The sequence below is a fragment of the Rothia sp. HMSC061E04 genome (genome assembly GCF_001813685.1).
Classification (GTDB): Bacteria; Actinomycetota; Actinomycetes; order Actinomycetales; family Micrococcaceae; genus Rothia; species Rothia mucilaginosa.
On record NZ_KV813706.1, the window covers coordinates 5,024 to 21,117 of the forward strand.

The 16,094-nt window shown below is 60.4% G+C and carries 13 protein-coding genes; all 13 read left to right on the forward strand.

Translation table 11 applies throughout. The features are described 5' to 3' along the window. Positions 1 to 247 precede the first annotated feature (247 nt). The 13 genes from aspS (at position 248) to HMPREF2927_RS09355 (ending at position 16,074) form a co-directional block, all read left to right on the forward strand. Complete coding sequence (gene aspS / locus HMPREF2927_RS06895; protein ID WP_070687232.1) at positions 248 to 2,020, forward strand: aspartate--tRNA ligase; 1,773 nt, start codon at positions 248 to 250, stop codon at positions 2,018 to 2,020. Positions 2,021 to 2,213: 193 nt separating this feature from the next. After that, positions 2,214 to 2,741 carry a P-loop NTPase family protein gene (locus tag HMPREF2927_RS06900; protein WP_070686685.1) on the forward strand — a complete coding sequence of 176 codons (528 nt, stop codon included), beginning with the start codon at positions 2,214 to 2,216 and terminating at the stop codon, positions 2,739 to 2,741. Between the two features lie 106 nt (positions 2,742 to 2,847). Beyond that, complete coding sequence (gene dtd / locus HMPREF2927_RS06905) at positions 2,848 to 3,282, forward strand: D-aminoacyl-tRNA deacylase (protein WP_070686690.1); 435 nt, start codon at positions 2,848 to 2,850, stop codon at positions 3,280 to 3,282. Between the two features lie 164 nt (positions 3,283 to 3,446). Further along, the gene (locus tag HMPREF2927_RS06910; protein ID WP_070686692.1) at positions 3,447 to 4,961 is read left to right on the forward strand and encodes a replication-associated recombination protein A; all 1,515 of its coding nucleotides are present in this window, start codon (positions 3,447 to 3,449) and stop codon (positions 4,959 to 4,961) included. 694 nt (positions 4,962 to 5,655) lie between these two features. Next, complete coding sequence (rpsD, locus tag HMPREF2927_RS06915; RefSeq protein ID WP_005508739.1) at positions 5,656 to 6,288, forward strand: 30S ribosomal protein S4; 633 nt, start codon at positions 5,656 to 5,658, stop codon at positions 6,286 to 6,288. 305 nt (positions 6,289 to 6,593) lie between these two features. Beyond that, the gene (locus tag HMPREF2927_RS06920; protein ID WP_070686694.1) at positions 6,594 to 7,040 is read left to right on the forward strand and encodes a DUF948 domain-containing protein; all 447 of its coding nucleotides are present in this window, start codon (positions 6,594 to 6,596) and stop codon (positions 7,038 to 7,040) included. Continuing rightward, positions 7,040 to 7,534, forward strand: a complete 495-nt coding sequence (locus tag HMPREF2927_RS06925; RefSeq protein ID WP_049352479.1) for a hypothetical protein — start codon at positions 7,040 to 7,042, stop codon at positions 7,532 to 7,534. Before HMPREF2927_RS06920 ends, HMPREF2927_RS06925 begins: the two co-directional genes overlap by 1 nt. Positions 7,535 to 7,666: 132 nt before the next feature. Further along, positions 7,667 to 10,354, forward strand: coding sequence for an alanine--tRNA ligase (alaS, locus tag HMPREF2927_RS06930; protein ID WP_070686696.1), 2,688 nt, complete (start codon positions 7,667 to 7,669; stop codon positions 10,352 to 10,354). A gap of 2 nt (positions 10,355 to 10,356) precedes the next feature. Then, complete coding sequence (ruvX, locus tag HMPREF2927_RS06935) at positions 10,357 to 10,920, forward strand: Holliday junction resolvase RuvX (protein ID WP_005505922.1); 564 nt, start codon at positions 10,357 to 10,359, stop codon at positions 10,918 to 10,920. After that, positions 10,917 to 12,110 (forward strand): endolytic transglycosylase MltG, encoded by a 1,194-nt coding sequence (mltG, locus tag HMPREF2927_RS06940; RefSeq protein WP_070686698.1) that lies wholly within the window; start codon positions 10,917 to 10,919, stop codon positions 12,108 to 12,110. The genes ruvX and mltG overlap by 4 nt, the downstream gene beginning before the upstream one ends. Positions 12,111 to 12,404: 294 nt before the next feature. Further along, on the forward strand, positions 12,405 to 13,340 hold the full coding sequence (locus HMPREF2927_RS06945; protein WP_070686699.1) for a shikimate dehydrogenase: 936 nt from the start codon (positions 12,405 to 12,407) through the stop codon (positions 13,338 to 13,340). Positions 13,341 to 13,459: 119 nt separating this feature from the next. Beyond that, entirely contained in the window at positions 13,460 to 14,677 is a 1,218-nt protein-coding gene (gene aroC / locus HMPREF2927_RS06950) for a chorismate synthase (protein ID WP_070686701.1), read from the forward strand. Further along, the gene (locus tag HMPREF2927_RS09355) at positions 14,677 to 16,074 is read left to right on the forward strand and encodes a shikimate kinase (RefSeq protein ID WP_070686703.1); all 1,398 of its coding nucleotides are present in this window, start codon (positions 14,677 to 14,679) and stop codon (positions 16,072 to 16,074) included. The genes aroC and HMPREF2927_RS09355 overlap by 1 nt, the downstream gene beginning before the upstream one ends. Positions 16,075 to 16,094 lie beyond the last annotated feature (20 nt).

Below are 16,094 nucleotides of genomic sequence, written 5' to 3' on the forward strand. Positions count from 1 at the left end.
TTAAAGACCCACGGCGAAGACACTAACCTATCGACCGCAGACACCCACGAACCTGCCGCCCTACCTGCACCCCCGCCTCTGCACCCCATTTTCTGGCGCCTGACTTGCCCAGACTTGCCCCGACCCGCCATCGACCTGCCCGGAGGGGATACAATATATGAGGCGCACGCAGTGTGCGCATATCATCAACCGCGTGTACCCGGCTACTGTCTATAGTCGTGAGGTGCCCGCTATGAAAGGAATGTCTGTGCTTCGCACTCACACCAACGGCGAGCTGACCGCCGCAAATATTGGAGAGACTGTTACCCTGACCGGTTGGGTGGCTCGCCGCCGCGACCACGGTGGTGTCGCTTTCGTTGACCTGCGTGACCGTGAGGGTGTCACCCAGTGTGTTTTCCACAATGAGGCTGATTTTGAGCACCTGCGCAACGAGTATGTGCTGCGTGTGACCGGTCTGGTGACTAAGCGCCCGGAGGGTAACGAGAACCCGAACCTGGCGACCGGCGAGATTGAGGTTGAGGTGTCCGCCGTTGAGGTGCTGAACACTGCCGCTCCGCTGCCTTTCCAGATTGACGAGCACGTTGAGGTGGGTGAGGAGGCGCGCCTGCGCTACCGCTACCTGGATCTTCGCCGCCCGGAGCCGGCTCGCATCATGCGTCTGCGTTCGGATGCGAACCGTGCGGCACGTAACCTGCTGGCTGAGGATGGCTACATTGAGGTTGAGACCCCGACCCTGACCCGTTCCACCCCTGAGGGTGCGCGTGACTTCCTGGTGCCGGCTCGTCTGGCTCCGGGTTCTTGGTATGCTCTGCCGCAGTCCCCTCAGCTGTTCAAGCAGTTGCTGCAGGTGGGCGGTATTGAGAAGTACTACCAGATTGCTCGTTGCTACCGTGATGAGGATTTCCGTGCGGACCGTCAGCCTGAGTTCACTCAGCTGGACATTGAGGCGTCGTTCGTTGATCAGGAAGACATCATTGAGCTGGGCGAGCGCATCGTTGAGGCTGTGTGGAACCTGATTGATGTGAAGGTTCCCCGCCCGATTCAGCGCATTACCTACAAGGATGCGATGGAGAAGTACGGTTCGGACAAGCCTGACCTGCGTTTTGGTCTGGAGCTGACTGAGCTGACCGAGTACTTCAAGGACACCACTTTCCGCGTGTTTAAGGCTCCTTACGTGGGTGCTGTGGTCATGCCCGGCGGTGCTTCTCAGCCTCGCCGTACCCTGGACGCTTGGCAGGAGTGGGCTAAGCAGCGTGGCGCTAAGGGCCTGGCGTATGTCCTCGTTCAGGAGGATGGCGAGCTGACCGGCCCGGTTGCTAAGAACATTACCGACGCTGAGCGTGCTGGCCTGGCTGAGGCTACCGGCGCGAAGCCCGGCGACTGCATCTTCTTCGCTGCTGGTGAGGCTAAGGCTTCCCGTGCGCTGCTGGGTGCTGCTCGTGTTGAGATTGGTCACCGTACCGGCCTGATTAAGGACGGCGAGTGGTCCTTCGTGTGGGTTGTTGACGCTCCCATGTTCGAGTCTTCCGCTGATGCTACTGAGTCCGGTGACGTGGCTCTGGGCCACTCCGCGTGGACTGCTGTGCACCACGCGTTCACCTCCCCGAAGCCCGAGTTCATGGATACTTTCGACACTGACCCGGGTTCGGCTCTGGCATACGCTTACGACATTGTCTGTAACGGTAACGAGATTGGTGGCGGTTCGATCCGTATTCACCGCCGTGACGTGCAGGAACGCGTGTTCGCTGTGATGGGCATTGGTGAGGAAGAGGCTCAGGAGAAGTTCGGCTTCCTGCTGGATGCGTTCAAGTACGGCGCGCCGCCCATGGGTGGTATTGCGTTCGGTTGGGACCGTATTGTGTCTCTGCTGGCTGGCGTTGATTCAATCCGCGAGGTTATTGCGTTCCCGAAGACCGGTAATGGTTTCGATCCGCTGACTGCGGCTCCTGCACCGATTACTCCGGAGCAGCGTAAGGAAGCTGGCGTTGATTTCAAGCCGAAGAAGAAGGACGAGGAGTAATCTTCTCTAGTCTTTGGTCGTGCGCCTCGTAGGGGGTGTGGGCCTGTGCGGCGTGAACCCGGTGGGCGTTGAGTTGTGCCGGGGTTTCTGTTGAGGGTGGGCTGTGTATTCTGCTGGTGCAGGGTCGCAGCCCACCTTTTGTATCAAGTGGCGTGCGTGCCGTTTTGTGTACTAACCAAAGGTGGAGGGGAGCATGCGTATTCTGATTGCCGGCCCGAGCGGTAGCGGTAAGACGACGTTCGCGGCGCGGTTGGGGCGCCTCCTGGACATTCCGCATACGGAGATGGACTCGTTGCATTGGGGTCCGAGCTGGACTCCGCGCCCTAGTTTTGAGGCGGATGTTCAGGCGCTCATTGAGCGGCCTGCATGGATTACGGAGTGGCAGTATCCGCAGGTGCGCGGCCGCCTGCTGGAGCGTGCGGATGTGGTGATTTACTTGCGCTATAGCCGTGCGGTGGTCATGTGGCGTGTGGTTCGCCGGACGGTGCGCCGTGCGGTGACGGGTCAGAGGCTGTGGGCTGATAATGTGGAGCCGCCGCTGAAGAATATTCTGCGCGACCCGGACAACATGATCCGGTACACGTGGAGGAGCTACCCGCATGTTGGGGAATTGCTGGCGGAGGCTCGATGGCAGCATCTGCAGAAGCGTTTTATTGAGTTTCGTACCCCGCGGGCGGCGAACCAGTTTTTGCGTGCCGTGCAGCTGCGCGGCGTGCTCTGAGGCTGTTACCTCTAGAACAGCGGCTCCCCTAAACCAGCCGCCGAGTGTGGTGTCGAAAGAGATATATGAGCCCGGTGAAGACCGGCTCCAAGTTGAAAGGTGAAAGATGCGAGTAGTTATTCAGCGCGTGACCCGCGCGGCGGTGCGCGTGGCGGGTGAGACGGTCGGCACGATTGACCAGCCCGGCTACCTGGTTCTGGTCGGTATCACTCACGGTGACGGTGCGGCGCAGATTGCGAAGCTTGCCGATAAGACCGCGAACCTGCGCCTGCTGGAGGGGGAGAAGTCCCTGCTCGATGAGGGCGCACCCGTGCTGGCGGTCAGCCAGTTCACCCTGTACGGGGATGCGAAGAAGGGTCGCCGCCCCTCCTGGTCTGCCGCTGCGCCCGGTGCGGTGAGCGAGCCGCTGTTCAACGACTATGTGGAGGCGCTGCGTGAGCGTGGCCTGCACGTGGAGACCGGCGTGTTCGGTGCGGACATGCAGGTGGAGCTGGTCAATGACGGCCCGGTGACCCTGATTCTCGATAGTGAGACCCTCTAGGCCGGCGCTTTCGATAGGTTAGTGGATTGCCCCGGGGTTTAAAACCCACGGCGAAGACACTAACCTATCGAAAACCCGTGTGGTGTCACGCCGCGAGCTAAATCCGCAACTGTATATCCACATCCCGTACCCGCCTCCAGATTGTGAAACGATAGAGTAAGACTATGGCTGATTCCCTCTTTGATCTTGAATTGCCCGATGACGGGGACCGCGTGAGCTTGATTGGCGCGCCCGCTGAGGAGTCCGCCTCCTCGCGTGCCTCTGCGTCGCGTGCGTATTCTGCCCGTTCGGCGTCTCGTGCGCCGTTGGCGGTGCGTATGCGTCCGCGCACGATTGATGAGGTCCTCGGCCAGGAGCATCTGCTGACTCCGGGTGCGCCTCTGCGCGTGTTGGCGGGGGAGAATGCCGGACCGGCTGGCCCGTCCTCGGTGATTTTGTACGGCCCGCCGGGTACGGGTAAGACCACTCTGGCGCATGTGATTGCGCGCGCGCCGGGTCGTAAGTTCGTGGAGCTTTCGGCGATTACCGCGGGCGTGAAGGATGTGCGCGCGGTCATGGATCAGGCACTGCTCGACCGCGACATGTACGGCACGACCACCGTGCTCTTCCTCGACGAGATTCACCGTTTCACGAAGGCTCAGCAGGATGCGCTCCTGCCCGGTGTGGAGAACCGCTGGGTGATTCTGGTGGCGGCTACGACGGAGAACCCGTCGTTCAGCATTATTTCGCCGCTGCTCTCGCGCTCGCTACTGTTGCGGGTTCATTCGCTGGAGCAGTCCGATATTGAACGTCTGATTGACCGTGCATTGGCTGATCCGCGCGGTTTTGACGGTGCGGCGGTCATTGATGAGGAAGCGCGCGCCCACCTCGCGGCGGTTTCGGGAGGCGACGCTCGCCGCTCCCTGACCTCACTGGAGGCGGCGGCTGCGATTGCCTTTAGCGAGGCTGAAGCTGCGGGAAATGCCCCTGCAGAAACTGGCCCCGCAGAAACCGGTGCCGAAGAGGCTGACCCTGCCGCGCCCGTGCGCATCACCCTGGCGCACGCTACGGAGGCGGTGGACCGCGCCGCAATTCGCTACGACCGTTCGGGCGATCAGCATTATGACGTGGTGAGTGCCTTCATTAAGTCCATACGTGGCTCTGACGCGGATGCCGCGGTGCACTACCTGGCGCGTATGCTGGAGGGCGGCGAGGATCCGCGTTTTGTGGCTCGTCGCATCATGATTTTGGCGAGTGAGGATATTGGTCTGGCTGATCCGCAGGCGCTGCAGGTGGCGACGGCTGCGGCGCAGTCAGTGGCGCTGGTGGGTATGCCGGAGGCGCGTATTATCCTCTCGCAGGCGGTGATTTATTGTGCGCTTGCGCCGAAGTCGAACGCCGCGTATAACGCTATTAATCGTGCGATTGCAGATGTGCGTGCGGGTGCTGCCGGTCAGGTTCCGGTGCATTTGCGTGATGGCCATTATGCGGGGGCTAAGCAGTTTGGTCACGGCGTGGGGTACATTTATGCCCATGATGAGCCGGGTCACGTGGCGGCGCAACAGTATCTGCCGGATACTCTGCGCGGTACGGTCTATTACGAGCCGACTCAGCATGGTTTTGAGCGTACGTTGACGGAGCGTCGTGAGCGTATTCGCCGTATTTTGGATGCGGCTCCGGCGCAGGATACGACCCGTTAGCTCACGCGGCTCTCATCGAGTCGCCTACTACTTTGACTGCTGACCGCCGGGGGAGCGGTGCGGTAGGCAAGTAGCCGTATAGAGCAGGTAGCTGTATAGGACTGAGTGCAAACAGAAAGCGGTGCGTAGTACCTCGGTAGTACTGCGCACCGCGTCAGAGTTTTGAGTTGTGATAGAAGTCTTGACTGTCGGCCTTCCCGGAAGGGCAGAGGTCAAGCTCGTTATGTTCTCTAGTCTAGGCGATTTAGGGGTATAGAATCAAGCTATTTCCCATAAAGACACAGGTTAAAAATAACGAAATGATTACAATTCAACATCTCAGCGCCGTGATTTTCCGGGGAAGGCGCATCTAAAGAGTCCTGACGGGCATAAATAATCCCTGTGGGGTCGTGTGGGTAAGTATCAAAAACCCACACGCACAGTGATTTGAACCAATGATTTCCCAAAAGGCTGGTAAAGCCCGGGCGCATCCGGTAAGCTTGACGGGTCTGGCAATTACTACGCCCGCATCCATGCGGGTGTCAGTAATGTAGTTGCGGGGTACTCTGCCCCGAGCTCTCCGCCCCACCGCCGTACAGCAACGACCGAATCGGTCGCGTACGGATTCCGGCGGGGTCAACCGAGGAGGCCAGTATTCAACAGACTGAGGCCTCACCCGTGAGGGTGCAGGAGCCTCACATATGAAAGGTAGATTGTGGCTAAGCACAACCGCACCCGCCGTACCGTGCGTCAGTCCCGTGCCCTGGGCATTGCACTGACCCCGAAGGCAGAAAAGTACCTCGAGCGTCGTCCTTACGGCCCCGGCCAGCACGGCCGTGCCCGCAAGAAGGCTGACTCCAACTACGCTACCCAGCTGAAGGAAAAGCAGCGTCTGCGCGCTCAGTACAACATCCGCGAGGCACAGATGCGCCGCGCATACCTCGAGGCAAAGCGTACCGAGGGCCAGACCGGTAAGAACATGGTCGAGCTGCTCGAGACTCGCCTCGACGCTCTGGTTCTGCGTGCAGGCTTCGCCCGCACCATTGCACAGGCACGTCAGATGGTTGTTCACCGTCACATCATGGTTGACGGCGTTCGCGTGGACCGTCCCTCGTTCCACGTCAAGCCCGGCCAGCTGATCCACGTTCACCCCAAGGCTGAGAAGACCACCCCCTTCCAGGCTGCGGCTGCAGGTGAGAACCAGGCAGTTCTGCCCGAGGTTCCCGCATACCTGAACGTTGAGATCGAGAAGCTGCACGCAAAGCTTGAGCGCAAGCCCAAGCGCGAAGAGATCCCCGTGATCTGCGATGAGCAGCTGGTCGTTGAGTACTACTCGCGTCTGGCATAATCTCGATTTTTCGAGAAGCAACCCGTCCTGCACCGTTCGGTGGGGGCGGGTTGTTCCCGTTTAACGCGCGGGTTTTTGGGGTATATACACCAGAGGGCAGTGGTGCTGCTGAACCTGTGAATCTTCCGTCGCTGGGAGTTTCATGAGAGTTTAGGGGGCGTTTGAAGGATTTTTCGACTAAAATAGGGGATTGAACTGTGTATACATTCCTGAACTGTACGCACAATCCGGCTGCGTGCCACGGTGGCATGCGGTCCTGTACGACTATTGATAAGCATCATGCATTGAGCGGAATGGGGTTATAGATGACCGGCGGAGATATTGCGGGCCTGATTGCGGCAGGAGTTTTTGCGATTCTGGTGGCTCTTCTTGCGCTACCCATTATTCGCCTGACTAAGGTGTTTGATGAGCTTATCGTGACGATTCGTTCGCTGAACCAGAGCACCGGCCCCCTCATTGAAGAGGTGACCCGCACTGTGGTGACCACCAATGAGCAGCTGGAGAAGGTTGACGACATCACCTCGAACGTTTCGGATGCATCCGCGAACGTTTCTGCGCTGTCCTCGTTGGTGACCTCGACTGTGGGTCAGCCGCTGATTAAGGTTGCGTCCTTCTCGTACGGTGTGCGTCAGGCGTTCCGTGGCGGTAAGCCCGGCGATGCACACGGCACCGCTGGCAACACCGGCAATACCCACGCTGGCGGTCAGTACGGTTCGGCACAGTCCTCTTACTCTGCAGGCGGTGAGAACTAATGGGTCTGCTTCGTTCAGCTCTTCTACTTGGCGCCGGTGCGGCGGTGGGTTACTTCGCTTCCAGGCGTGCCGCCTCCGAACCTGCTCAGCGTACCCCCGGCAGCGCCCTGCTCATGCGTGAGCACGGTGAGCTTGCCCTCAACCCGGAGTCTCAGATGGGAAAGTTCTTCGATTCGCCGATTGGCAAGCCCCTGCAGCCGTATGCGTTGCGTGCTGTTGAGTTCGCCGCCCGCGTGCGTGAGGGCATGCAGGAGAAGGAGATGGAGCTCAACGCTAAGGTGGAGCGCCAGAAGCAGGATTTGCGTCCTGGCTCCCTGGATACGTGGGACCGCCAGATGAGCTCGACTGAGATTGAGTCCACGAACCGCCGTCTGGCTGAGCGTGAACTCATTGAGGTGGAGGCTGAGATTGCCTCCTTGGAAGAGGCTCAGAAGCGAGCGCGTGAGCAGCGTATTGCGCGTGACCGTCAGCTCGGTGACGGCTTCTTCAACTAGGTTTCAAAAGGTGGTGTCTTCGCCCGTAAACCACGGTACGAGACTGGCTCGATTAGCCATTTTACTCTCGGGCAGGCACCATAGGTCAGTAGACTAATTTAGAATTTCGCACAGATTACTCTAAGGAACGAGATGCTCTCACAGGAGATTTCCAAGCGCTGGATCGATTTCTTCGCTTCCCGCGGCCATACTGTGGTGCCTTCGGCATCGCTGATTTCGAACGAGCCCGGCGCTATGTTCACCATTGCCGGTATGGTGCCGTTCATTCCCTACTTCCTGGGCCGTGAGACCCCTCCGTTCTCCCGCGCGACCAGCGTGCAGAAGTGCATCCGCACCCTGGACATTGAAGAGGTCGGTAAGACTGCGCGTCACGGTACCTTCTTCCAGATGGCTGGTAACTTCTCCTTCGGTGATTACTTCAAGGAGAAGGCGATTCCTTTTGCTTACGAGCTGCTGACCTCTTCCGTTGAGGAGGGCGGCTACGGCCTGGACCCCAAGCGTCTGTGGGTCACCATTTATGAGGGTGACGATGAGGCGTTCGAGATTTGGACTAAGACCGTTGGTTTCCCCGCTGAGCGTATTCAGCGTATGGGCATGAAGGAAAACTACTGGTCCACCGGTCAGCCCGGCCCTGCAGGCCCCGACTCGGAGATTTTCTACGACCGTGGCCCCGCCTACGGTAAGGAAGGCGGCCCGGCGGCTGACGACGACCGTTACATTGAGATTTGGAACCTTGTGTTCATGCAGTACCAGCGTGGCGAGGGCATCGGCAAGGATGACTTCGAGATTCTGGGTGAGCTGCCGAAGAAGAACATCGATACCGGTCTGGGCGTTGAACGTATGGCAATGCTGCTGCAGGGTGTTGAGAACTTCTACGAGACTGACCAGGTCCGCCCCGTTCTGGACGCTGCTTCTAAGCTGTCCGGTAAGAAGTACCACGGCTCCGAGTCCCCCAAGGACGAGGGCTATGAGGACGACGTGCGTATGCGCGTGGTCGCGGACCACATCCGTTCCTCGCTGATGCTGATTGCTGACGGCGTGACCCCCTCCAACGAGGGTCGCGGCTACATTCTGCGCCGTCTGATGCGCCGCGCGATTCGTGCGATGCGTCTGCTGGGCGTGACTGAGCCCTGCCTGCCCGTGCTGTTCCCGGCTTCGCGTGATGCGATGAAGGGTGCTTTCCCGTACGTTGCTGACGACTTCGAGCGTATTTCCCGCATTGCGTACGCTGAGGAGAAGGCGTTCCTGCACACCATTGAGACCGGTACTGAGCGTCTGGAAGAGGCTGTCGCTGCCGCTAAGAAGGACGGCTCCAACGCTGTTTCTGGTGCTGAGGCGTTTGCTCTGCACGACACCTACGGCTTCCCGATTGACCTGACCCTGGAGATGGCTGCTGAGGCTGGCGTGAAGGTTGATGAGAAGGCTTTCCGTGAGCTGATGGCTGAGCAGCGTCACCGTGCGCAGGCTGACGCTAAGGCGAAGAAGGGTGCGTTCGCTGACCTGTCCGAGCTGCGTAAGCTCGTGGACGAGCGTGGCTCCATCTTCACCGGTTACACCGAGCTGCGTACTGAGACTAAGCTGCGCGCAATCCTGGTGGATGGCGTGTCGGTTCCCGCCGCTAAGGCTGGCGACAAGATTGAGGTTGTCCTGGATGAGACTCCGTTCTACGCGGAGGCTGGTGGCCAGGCAGCTGATACCGGTGTCATTACCGGCAATGGCTTCATCATTGACGTTCAGGACGTTCAGCAGCCCGTGAAGGGCCTGAGCGTTCACCGCGCCGTTGTGCGTGAGGGCGAGGTTCACGTCGGTGCCGATGTTGTGGCACAGGTTGACGTTCAGCGCCGCCGCGACGGTGAGAAGGCACACTCCGGTACCCACATCATTCATGCTGCCCTGCACCAGGTGCTCGGCAACGAGGCTACTCAGCGTGGCTCTTTTAACAAGGAAGGCTACCTGCGTTTCGACTTTGCGTGGAACGAGGGCCTGTCCGAGTCCGCTAAGCGTGAGGTTGAAGAGGTTGCTAACCTCGCGATCCGCGATAACCACGAGGTGATTACCCGTGAGATGCCGATTGCTGAGGCTAAGGCTCTGGGCGCTATGAGCCTCTTCGGCGAGAAGTACGGCGACGTGGTGCGTGTTGTTGAAATCGGCGGCGAGTTCTCCCGCGAGCTGTGCGGTGGTACCCACGTTGGTTCGTCCGCTGAGATTGGTTCGCTGACCCTGCTGACCGAGGGTTCTGTTGGCTCCGGTAACCGCCGTGTTGAGGCTTTGGTGGGTCTGGATTCCTTCAACCACCTGGCTGCTGAGCGTACCCTGGTGAACCAGCTGACCGGCCTGATGAAGGTTCAGTCTTCCGCTGATCTGCCGGAGAAGATTAACCAGACTCTGGCTAAGCTGAAGGCTGCTGAGAAGGAGCTGGCTCAGCTGCGCCGCGAGAAGCTGCAGGCTGAGGCTGGCAAGCTGCTGGAGAACGCACAGACCATCGGTTCTGTTCGCGTTCTGGCGCATGACGCTGGCGAACTGGACGCTAACGGCGTTCGTGAGCTGGCTCTGGATCTGCGTTCGCGCTTCGGCTCCGAGGCCGCTGTTGTTGCCGTGGTGGGTGTGGCTAATGGCCGCCCCGTCATCCTGGTGGCAACCAACGAGGGTGCTCGTGAGGATGGCGTGAAGGCTGGCGCTCTGGTCCGCGTCGCTGCCGGTGTTCTCGGCGGCGGTGGCGGCGGTAAGGACGACATCGCGCAGGGTGGTGGCCAGGACGCATCCAAGATTGGTGCTGCACTGGACGCTGTCCGCGACGCTATCGCACAGGCTCAGGCCTAAACATGGCAGAATTCCAGCGCGGAGTGCGGATGGGTGTCGATGTGGGTAACGCCCGCGTCGGCACCGCCCTCAGCGACCCCGACGGTATTCTCGCCACCCCGCTCAAGACGCTACGCCGCGACGCGAAGAAGAACTCTGACCGCCGTGTTTTGCGTAAGCTGATTGAGGTGAACGAGGTGGTGGAGGTTTTCGTCGGGCTTCCGAAGACCATGCGTGGTGGGGATTCTCCCTCCACGGAAATGGCTCGGGAGTACGCTCAGGCTCTGCGCTCCGAGCTGGATGCCGAAGAGAAGACACACATTAACATTTGGCTGGTGGATGAGCGACTCACCACCGTGAGCGCTCACCGTGCACTGCACGAGGCTGGGGTTTCCAGCCGAGATTTCAAGACTATGGTTGACCAGGTGGCGGCTGTGAATATTTTGCAGTACAGCCTGGATGCCCTCAAGGCGGGGCAGTCCGTAGCCGGGTACAAGGTGAGCGATCCGGCCCACGAAGAAAACCGACCGTCCGAGTCAGAAGGGACCGCGGTTGGTGCCGTCAACGAAACGGAGAACCTTCAGTGACCGAACAGAATAAACACCCCGAAGAGAGCGGGCTCGACCTCTTTAGGCCCACGGCCGAGGACGAACGTAAGGGTATTACCGGCATTACGATGGAACAGGAAATCGTGTCGGTGGCTACGTTGCGTGCGCGTAAGCGCCGCCGCCGCGCCGTTTTGCTGAGCGCAATTTCCCTGTTTGTCGTGGCTCTGGTCATCATTTCTGGTGCCCTGATTACTCGCTACGACCCGTTCAAGAATCGTGACTACTCGGGTGGCGGTAACGGCACGACCGTGACGTTCACGATTCGTTCCGGCCAGTCCACCGCGCAGGTGGCTTCTGAGCTGGAAGAGGCTGGCATCATTGCTGATGCTGATAAGTTCCTTGAGATGTACACCAAGGAAAGCAAGGGTAAGTACTTGCAGCCTGGCACCTATGAACTGCAGCAGCACATGAGCAGCTCGAGCGCGATTAAGACCATTATTGAGGCGAATAGCAACGTACTGTACCTGGCGATTCCGCAGGGCAAGCGCATGAGTGAGACCATCGACCTGATTGTTTCTGGCTCCGATGGCGCGTTCACCCGCAAGCAGGTTGAGGACGCAGTCAGCAACTACACCCAGTACGGTGTGCCGAGCAACTTCCCCTCGATTGAGGGTTGGCTGCACCCGGGTGAGTACCGCTTCCCGAAGGACACCGACATCAAGAAGGTCATTCAGACCATGGTTGATAAGACCAAGGCTGACCTGAAGGAAGCCGGCGTGAGCGGCGACCAGAAGACCTTCGAGGTTCTGACCATCGCGTCTATCGTGGAGCTTGAGGCTCAGCCGAAGGACTACGTGGCGGTTGCAGGCATCATTGAGAATCGTCTGAACAACCCCGATGGTGAGACCTCGGGTCTGATCCAGTCGGATGCGACCGTAACCTACGGTCTGGGTATCCGCTCGTACCACCTGACTGAAGAGCAGAAGGCCGATAAGAGCAATAAGTACAACACTTATGCGAATAAGGGTCTTCCGAAGGGTCCGATTGGTTCCCCGCAGCTGGCTTCGATTAAGGCTGCCGCGGCTCCCGAGAAGAACCCGTACTACTACTGGGTGACTGTGGACCTGGATTCCGGTGAGACTAAGTACTCCCGCACTTACGCTGAGCACCAGCGTTATGTTGAAGAGTACAACCAGTGGTGTTCTAATCACCCGAACCGTTGTAGCTAAGCTGCAGCTGATTGGTTCAGCCGGTAGCTACGATTCGGTAGCTTTGGACTGAAGGTTCCTTGCTGAGGCGGGTACCGCCTCCACGAGAGTGGGGGAGGTGCCCGCCTTTGCTGTACCCGAATACTGGGGTGCTCGGTTGTGCTTGGTTAGTGGGCTGTACCTGAATATTGGTTTGTCCCTTAAAATGGGTAGAGTGCGCCTATGAACTTGGGTTCGTGGCGTGCGTGTCCGCAAACCCCAAACCCCAAGTGTTGAGAGCGTTCCCCAGCGTTGAGAGCGAGAGAGTATCTATCGATGAAGACTGAACCGTACCGTGAGGCCCCGTATCTTCGCCGCGCCTACGTGCTGGGGCACCCTATTGCGCATTCGCTGTCGCCTGCGCTGCATCGTGCCGCGTATGACTTTTTGGGTGAGCAGAATTTGGGTTATGATCGCCGCGATACTTTACCCGATGATTTGCCGGCGATTATGCACGGTGTGCGTCACCCGAAGGGTACGGAGGACGCCCCGTATATTGCGGGTTTGTCGGTGACGATGCCGTTGAAGACCGCGGTCATCAAGTATTGCGATAAGCTGAGTGAGACTGCCCGCGTGACCGGTGCGGTGAACACGGTGTATCCGCGCGGTGAGAAGGTGCTGGGCGATAACACGGACGTGATCGGCATTGTGAACGCGTTGCGCCACGCCGGTTTGGAACCGGAACTGATTAAGGATTCTGCCGCGATTGTGGGTGGGGGAGCGACTGCTATTTCCGCCCTGACCGCACTGCATCAGCTGGGGTATTCTCGCGTGAGCGTGTACGCCCGTTCGCTGCATAAGCTCGGTAGCGTGCAGGAGGCGGCGGACCGCCTGGGCGTTCAGCTGGAGCAGGTTTCTCTGGCTGATTTGCCGCAGAACCTTGCGGAGCGCGGTCATCACCCGGTGATTTCTACGCTTCCGGCCCATGCGGCGGATGAGTGGGCGAGCCAGCTGAGCGGGCTGAAGGGCGCCTCCGCAACGCGCCAGCCGGTACTGCTCGATGTTGCGTATAACCCGTGGCCTTCGGTGCTGGCGAGCGCCTGGGAGGCTAACGGCGGCACGGTGGTTTCTGGCCTGGAGATGCTGCTGTATCAGGCGGTGGAGCAGGTGCTGCTGTTCACCGGCCGCACCCTGTCTGAGGGTGATCTGCTGGGCCTGGTGAATGCGATGTGCGCGGCGGTTGATCTTGCTCCTCGTGCTTCCGTTTCGTGAAAAAAGCGTGCTTTCACTCGCTCAGTAAACAGGCATTTTATACACTATTTATACACGTGAAGAATTATTATTCCTTCCTCCTGCGCTGCGGTGCGGGTGCGATGAAAAGAGGTTAACCTATGGCCCTGCGTTGGCTCACTGCCGGAGAATCCCACGGCGAGGCGCTCGTCGGCGTTATTGAGGGCGTACCCGCCGGTGTGGAACTCACCAGCGACATGGTGCGTGACGCCCTGGCTCGTCGCCGCCTCGGCTACGGCCGCGGTGCCCGCATGAAGTTCGAGGAGGACCGCGTGCGCATCCTGGGCGGTGTGCGTCACGGCCTGACTCAGGGCGGCCCGGTCGCGATTGAGATTGCGAACACCGAGTGGCCCAAGTGGACTGACGTGATGAGCTCCGACCCGGTGGACCCGAAGCTGATTGAGGGTCGTGCGCGTAATGCTGCGTTGACCCGTCCGCGTCCCGGTCACGCTGACTTTACCGGTATGCAGAAGTACAACTTCTCGGAGGCTCGCCCGGTGCTGGAGCGCGCCTCCGCACGTGAGACTGCGACCCGCGTGGCTCTCGGCGTGGTTGCCGCCCAGATTTTGAAGGCTCTGGGTGTTGAGCTGGTTTCTCACACCGTGGCTGTGGGTGGCGTGCACGCTCCCGAGGGTGCCCCGGTGCCTTCGCCCCGCAACGTGGATCAGTTGGACGCTGACCCGCTGCGCTGCTTCGACAAGGCAACCTCCGACGCGATGGTTCAGCGCGTGGACGAGGCGCACAAGGACGGCGAGACTCTCGGCGGCGTGGTTGAGGTGCTCGCGTACGGTATGCCTCCCGGACTGGGTTCGTACGTGCACTGGGACCGCCGACTGGATGCGCGCCTTGCCGCAGCGCTGATGGGTATTCAGGCTATTAAGGGCGTTGAGGTTGGCGACGGTTTCGCGACCGCTGACCGCCCGGGCACCGCCGCTCACGACGAGATTTCCATCGGTGAGCACGGCGTTACCCGCGATACCAACCGTGCAGGTGGTATTGAGGGCGGCATGAGCATTGGCGACCTGCTGCGTGTGCGCGCGGCAATGAAGCCCATTGCGACCGTGCCGAAGGCCCTGAAGACCATTGACACTTCCACCGGTGAAGAGGCTCGCGCCCACCACCAGCGTTCGGACGTGTGTGCTGTTCCCGCCGCCGGCGTGGTGGCGGAGGCTATGGTCGCCCTGGTGCTCGCTGAAGCGGCACTGGAGAAGTTTGGTGGCGACTCGATTGATGAGACTCGCCGCAACATGGATTCCTACCTGGACGCTATCCCGGCGTCTCTGGCGTGGGAGTCTAACGTGGCTGGTTGGGACGCGTAGTGCCCCTTCCGGCGGAGTCTGAGGACCGCGGCACGAAGGGTCGCGGTTCCGGGGAGGTTTCTGTGGAGCAGGGTGTTCGCCCGGTCGCTTCGAGCCCCCTTGCGCGTATTGCTGCGGCAACGCAGCGTGCGCGAGGGGGCGCTTCGCCGCGCCCGGAAACCGGCGCAGAATCCGGTGTATCTGCTGTGGCTGAGCAGAGTGTTGAGGCTGCGGGCGCTGGGGCTCGTGAGGCTGTTGCGCGTGAGGATTCTTCCCGCCCGGCTTCTCGCGTGCCCACCCCCGCTGATTTGATGCGTTCTGGCGCCCGCCCCCTGCCCGCCGCCGCTACGGCGAGCACGCAGGGTGTGCGCCTGTATGCCTCCTCGGTGTCTGAGGATGCCGACCCGGCGCTCGGCCTGGACGAGGACCTGCGCCTGAAGCTGCTCAGCGCCCTGCAGGGCATGGGCACCGCTGAAGAGGAATCCCGCAGGGAACTCGCGAAGGCGGAAGCACCCAAGCCGACTGTGCCTATGCCTGCACCTGCCAAGCCCACAGCTCCAAAACCGGCCGCGCCGTCAGTAGTCGCTGCGCTCAAGCCGGCACCTGCACATCCTGTAGTTGCGCCCGCGGCTGAACCCGCCAAGCCGGTTCGTCCGACCCCGGCGCTGTTCGGCAAGGTTCAGGTTGCCGCACCCGCCGAACCTGCAGTACCGGCTGAACCTGCAACCCCGGCTGAATCTGTGGCACCCGCAGAGCTCACCGTCCCCGCAGAGCTTGCTGTCCCCGCAGAGGCGCTCGCAGAAGACGAGTCCGCCAGCGGCGCTCGCATCCACCCGCAGCAGGTGCGTGAAATGCACGAGAACTTCGCGGAACGCTCTCGCCCCATCGTGCTCATCGGCCCCATGGCGGCAGGTAAGACCTACATTGGTACGCACCTGGCGCGTTTCTACGGCTACGAGTTCCTCGACGCCGACCAGCTCATCGTGGAACGCTACGGTGAAGTCTCCGAAATCTTCGAGATTTTCGGTGAGGCGCATTTCCGCGAGCTCGAACGCAAAACCATCGAAGAGGTCCTCACCTCGCCCATGTACCGCAACACGGTGTTCTCCCTGGGCGGTGGCGCGCCCATGACCGACTCGGTCGCGGAGCTACTCAAGGACGAATGCGTGGTGTACATCCTCGTTGATGCTGAGACCGTCACCCCGCGCATTACCGGCAACAAGACCCGCCCGCTGCTGCAGCCGAACCCGGTTGAGCGGTGGACCGAAATTTTTGAGCGCCGCCGCAGCCGATACGAAGAGCTGGCGCACTTCACCCTGGACGCACGAGGCGGCCGCCCCATCACCGAGATGACCGCCGAAATCCAGGCGTACGTGACCGCAACCCGCGCCTCCCGCGCGCAGCGCCCCCAAGCATAACCCCTCACCTGTGAAAGGAC

Excerpts from the sequence above, each read along its gene's own strand:
- HMPREF2927_RS06900 (WP_070686685.1), top strand. The coding sequence starts at position 2,214 with ATGCGTATTCTGATTGCCGGCCCGAGCGGTAGCGGTAAGACGACGTTC.
- dtd (WP_070686690.1), top strand. The coding sequence starts at position 2,848 with ATGCGAGTAGTTATTCAGCGCGTGACCCGCGCGGCGGTGCGCGTGGCG.
- HMPREF2927_RS06910 (WP_070686692.1), top strand. The coding sequence starts at position 3,447 with ATGGCTGATTCCCTCTTTGATCTTGAATTGCCCGATGACGGGGACCGC.
- HMPREF2927_RS06920 (WP_070686694.1), top strand. The coding sequence starts at position 6,594 with ATGACCGGCGGAGATATTGCGGGCCTGATTGCGGCAGGAGTTTTTGCG.
- HMPREF2927_RS06925 (WP_049352479.1), top strand. The coding sequence starts at position 7,040 with ATGGGTCTGCTTCGTTCAGCTCTTCTACTTGGCGCCGGTGCGGCGGTG.
- alaS (WP_070686696.1), top strand. The coding sequence starts at position 7,667 with ATGCTCTCACAGGAGATTTCCAAGCGCTGGATCGATTTCTTCGCTTCC.
- ruvX (WP_005505922.1), top strand. The coding sequence starts at position 10,357 with ATGGCAGAATTCCAGCGCGGAGTGCGGATGGGTGTCGATGTGGGTAAC.
- HMPREF2927_RS06945 (WP_070686699.1), top strand. The coding sequence starts at position 12,405 with ATGAAGACTGAACCGTACCGTGAGGCCCCGTATCTTCGCCGCGCCTAC.
- aroC (WP_070686701.1), top strand. The coding sequence starts at position 13,460 with ATGGCCCTGCGTTGGCTCACTGCCGGAGAATCCCACGGCGAGGCGCTC.